The sequence below is a fragment of the Nonomuraea sp. NPDC049607 genome (assembly GCF_040675375.1).
In the GTDB taxonomy this organism is placed as follows: domain Bacteria; phylum Actinomycetota; class Actinomycetes; order Streptosporangiales; family Streptosporangiaceae; genus Nonomuraea.
The window spans coordinates 1-3,522 of sequence record NZ_JBFAOV010000096.1; the positions used below are offsets into that span (position 1 = coordinate 1).

The window sequence follows — 3,522 nt, forward strand, 5'->3', positions numbered from 1 at the left end:
CGGTGAGAGCTACCGTGCCCGCATCAGGGCGGCGGCGCACATCGCCGGCATCGAGTCCTGACGGTGGTCAGGAACGACAACGCCACGACGAACGACGCGACCTCCGCCGAGGCGGACATGACGATCTCGATCTCGGCTGACCTGCGGAGCGACGACGGCGCCACCATCTACGAGGGGCCGCTGACCGAGGTCGTGATCGGGCGGGTCGAGGTCAACTGCGTCCCCAACCAGCCCACCCCGACGCCCACGATCACGCCCACGGTGACCCCGACGCCCACGCCTACCGTGACACCCACCGTGACGCCCACGCCCACGGTGACACCCACCGTGACACCCACGCCCACGGCGACGCCGACACCCACCGTGACGCCCACACCCACCGTGACACCCACCGTGACACCCACCGTGACACCGACACCCACCGTGACACCGACCGTGACGCCCACACCTACGGTGACTCCGACGCCCAGCCCGACGCCCACCCATGACTGCACTCACCGGCCGCACAAGCCGCACAAGCCGAGCTACTGGCCCCCTTGCGGGTGGCCGCATGATCCGCACCACCATGGCGGCCCGAGCGGCCATCAATGGCCCGCCGACCACGACGACGAGTTCGGCCTTGCGCCCGAAGACGCCTGGATGACCCACAAGTCGCCGCTCACCGGCCTGCCGATGTGGATGCCCGCAACGGCCGCCTCAGGGTGGCTCCTGATGGACCCCGCTCTGCAGTGGATGCTCCTCTGCCGTTAAGAGCGGGCCGACCGGCCCACGTACGCGCACCCCGCGACCGATGTCGGTCCGGGGTGCGTCGGGTTTCAGGAGCGCGGCAGGCAGGGGCGGGCGTCGCCCGCCCCGATCGCCTACTTCTGGCCGGGCAGCTTCAGCTTCGACGGGTCGAAGCCCGGCGGCAGCTCGATGCCGGGCGGGAGCTTGCCGCCCAGGTTCCCCAGCACTCCCCCGGCCTTGGGCGCGCCGCCCTCGCCGTCGGGGGACGAGGACGCCGACTTCTCCAGGCCCGCCTTGCGCGGGTCGCCGCTGACGCGCCGCCCCTTCTTGGCCTTCTTCTGGGCCTTGGACGCCTTCCCGCGCCCGCCGGGCATGCCCGGAAGGCCCATGCCCCCGGCCACCCGCTTCATCATCTTCTGCGCCTCGAAGAAGCGCGTGACGAGGTTGCTCACGGCGCTGACCGTGACGCCGGAGCCGGCGGCGATGCGGGCGCGGCGGGAGCCATTGATGATCTTCGGGTCCTGCCGCTCGCCGGGCGTCATCGAGCGGATGATGGCGGCGATGCGGTCGAGGTCGCGGTCGTCGATGGAGTTGAGCTGGTCACGCATCTGCCCCATGCCGGGCATCATGCCGAGCAGGTTCTTGATCGGGCCCATCTTCTGGACCATCATCATCTGCTCGAGGAAGTCGTCGAGCGTGAAGTTCTCGCCCGAGGTGAGCTTGCCCGCCATCTTGGCGGCCTGCTCCTCGTCGAACGTCTTCTGCGCCTGCTCGATCAGGGTGAGGATGTCACCCATGTCGAGGATGCGGGAGGCCATCCGGTCGGGGTGGAAGGCGTCGAAGTCTTCCAGCTTCTCGCCCGTGGAGGCGAACATGATCGGGCGGCCGGTGATGTGCCGCACCGACAGCGCCGCGCCGCCGCGGGCGTCGCCGTCGAGCTTGGTCAGCACGACGCCGTCGAAGCCGACGCCGTCCATGAACGCCTGGGCCGTGGTGACAGCGTCCTGGCCGATCATGGCGTCGACCACGAACAGGACCTCGTCGGGGCGGACCGCGTCGCGGATGTCGGCGGCCTGCTTCATCATCTCCTGGTCGATGCCCAGGCGGCCGGCGGTGTCGATGATGACGACGTCGTGGTTGAGGCGCCGGGCCTCGTCGATCGAGCGGCGGGCGACGGCGACCGGGTCGCCGACGCCGCTGCCGGGCTCGGGTGCGAAGACGGCGACCTGGGCGCGCTCGCCCACGACCTGGAGCTGCTGCACGGCGTTGGGCCGCTGGAGGTCGGCGGCGACCAGCATGGGCGCGTGCCCCTGCTCGCGCAGCCACCGGGCCAGCTTGCCGGCCAGGGTGGTCTTACCGGCGCCCTGGAGACCCGCGAGCATGACGACCGTCGGCGAGGTCTTGGCGAAGCGGAGCCTGCGGGTCTCGCCGCCGAGGATCTCGATCAGCTCGTCATTGACGATCTTGACGACCTGCTGCGCCGGGTTGAGCGCCTGGGAGACCTCGGCGCCGCGGGCGCGCTCCTTGACCTGGGCGACGAACGTCTTGACCACCGGGAGCGCGACATCGGCCTCAAGCAGGGCGATGCGGATCTCGCGGGTGGTGGCGTCGATGTCGGCGTCGGACAGCCGACCCTTGGATCGGAGGGAGGAGAAGACCGATGTCAGCCGGTCGGAAAGCGTCTCGAACACGTGGTTGGCCAGTCCTCGAAGCGAATGTACGTCTAAGACTTCAGCCTATCCGCTCTCCTAGCCGCTCCAGCCTGGCACGGCCATCCGGACGGTCAACGCGTGCTCGACGAGGTTGATCAGAGCACTTTTGACCGAGTCCTTCTGGCGGGCGTCGAGGCGCACCAGCGGGATGTGGGGGGCCAGCGTGAGGGCGTCGCGGACCTCGGAGTCGCTGTGGGCGTACGTGCCGTCCCAGCCGTTGATCCCCACGATGAAGGGGAGCTGCGCCTCCTCGAAATAGTCGATCGCGGGGAAGCTGTCGGCCAGGCGGCGGGTGTCGACCAGGACGACGGCCCCGATGGCACCGCGGACCAGGTCGTCCCACATGAACCAGAACCGGTGCTGTCCGGGCGTGCCGAACAGGTACAGGATCAGGTCGCGGTCGAGCGAGACGCGGCCGAAGTCCATCGCGACGGTCGTGGTCGACTTCAGCGGCGTCATGCCCAGGTCGTCGATCCCCGCGGAGGCGTCGGCCATGACGGCCTCCGTGGTGAGCGGCATGATCTCCGAGACCGCGCCGACGAACGTCGTCTTGCCCACGCCGAAGCCGCCGGCCACGACGATCTTCGTCGAGGTCAGACCGGGGCTAGAGCCTGCGAAGTCCACTGAGCACCCTTTCCAGCAGGTTGACGTCCGGCCTACCCGCGTCCAGCGCGGGCTGGTGCACCCGCACCAGGCCCTCGGCCGCCATGTCAGCGATCAGAACACGCACCACCCCGAGCGGGATCCGCAGCAGCGCCGACACCTCGGCCACCGACCGGACCTGGCGGCAGAGCTGGCTGATCGCCTTGTACTCGGGGGTGATGTGGGAGAACTCCCGGTGCTCGGCGGTCGCCGACGAGACCAGGGCCTCCATGGCCAGCTTGACCTTGGGCGCGGTACGCCCGCCCGTCACCGCGTACGGGCGTACCGGCGAGGCCGGGTCCGAGCTGACCGGCGGCTGGGGCTCCCAACCGCCGCTGTTCCAGGAATCCGTCACCTACATCACCTGGTCTGGCTGGCGCGCAGTTCCGCACGCACCGCCGGAGTCAGCACCTGACCGGCGCGATCCACCATCAACGTCATC

At 69.8% G+C, this 3,522-nt stretch carries 4 protein-coding genes; all 4 read right to left on the minus strand.

What is annotated here, in order from left to right; translation table 11 throughout:
• Nucleotides 1-167: 167 nt before the first annotated feature.
• Nucleotides 168-392, minus strand: coding sequence for a hypothetical protein (locus tag AB0J97_RS51520; protein ID WP_364104784.1), 225 nt, complete (start codon nucleotides 390-392; stop codon nucleotides 168-170).
• 468 nt (nucleotides 393-860) lie between these two features.
• A complete protein-coding gene (gene ffh, locus AB0J97_RS51525; RefSeq protein WP_364104787.1) occupies nucleotides 861-2,417 on the minus strand; it encodes a signal recognition particle protein in 1,557 nt (518 codons plus the stop codon).
• Between the two features lie 57 nt (nucleotides 2,418-2,474).
• Entirely contained in the window at nucleotides 2,475-3,035 is a 561-nt protein-coding gene (locus tag AB0J97_RS51530) for an ATP/GTP-binding protein (RefSeq protein ID WP_364104791.1), read from the minus strand.
• Between the two features lie 7 nt (nucleotides 3,036-3,042).
• Complete coding sequence (locus tag AB0J97_RS51535) at nucleotides 3,043-3,435, minus strand: DUF742 domain-containing protein (RefSeq protein ID WP_357695399.1); 393 nt, start codon at nucleotides 3,433-3,435, stop codon at nucleotides 3,043-3,045.
• Nucleotides 3,436-3,522 lie beyond the last annotated feature (87 nt).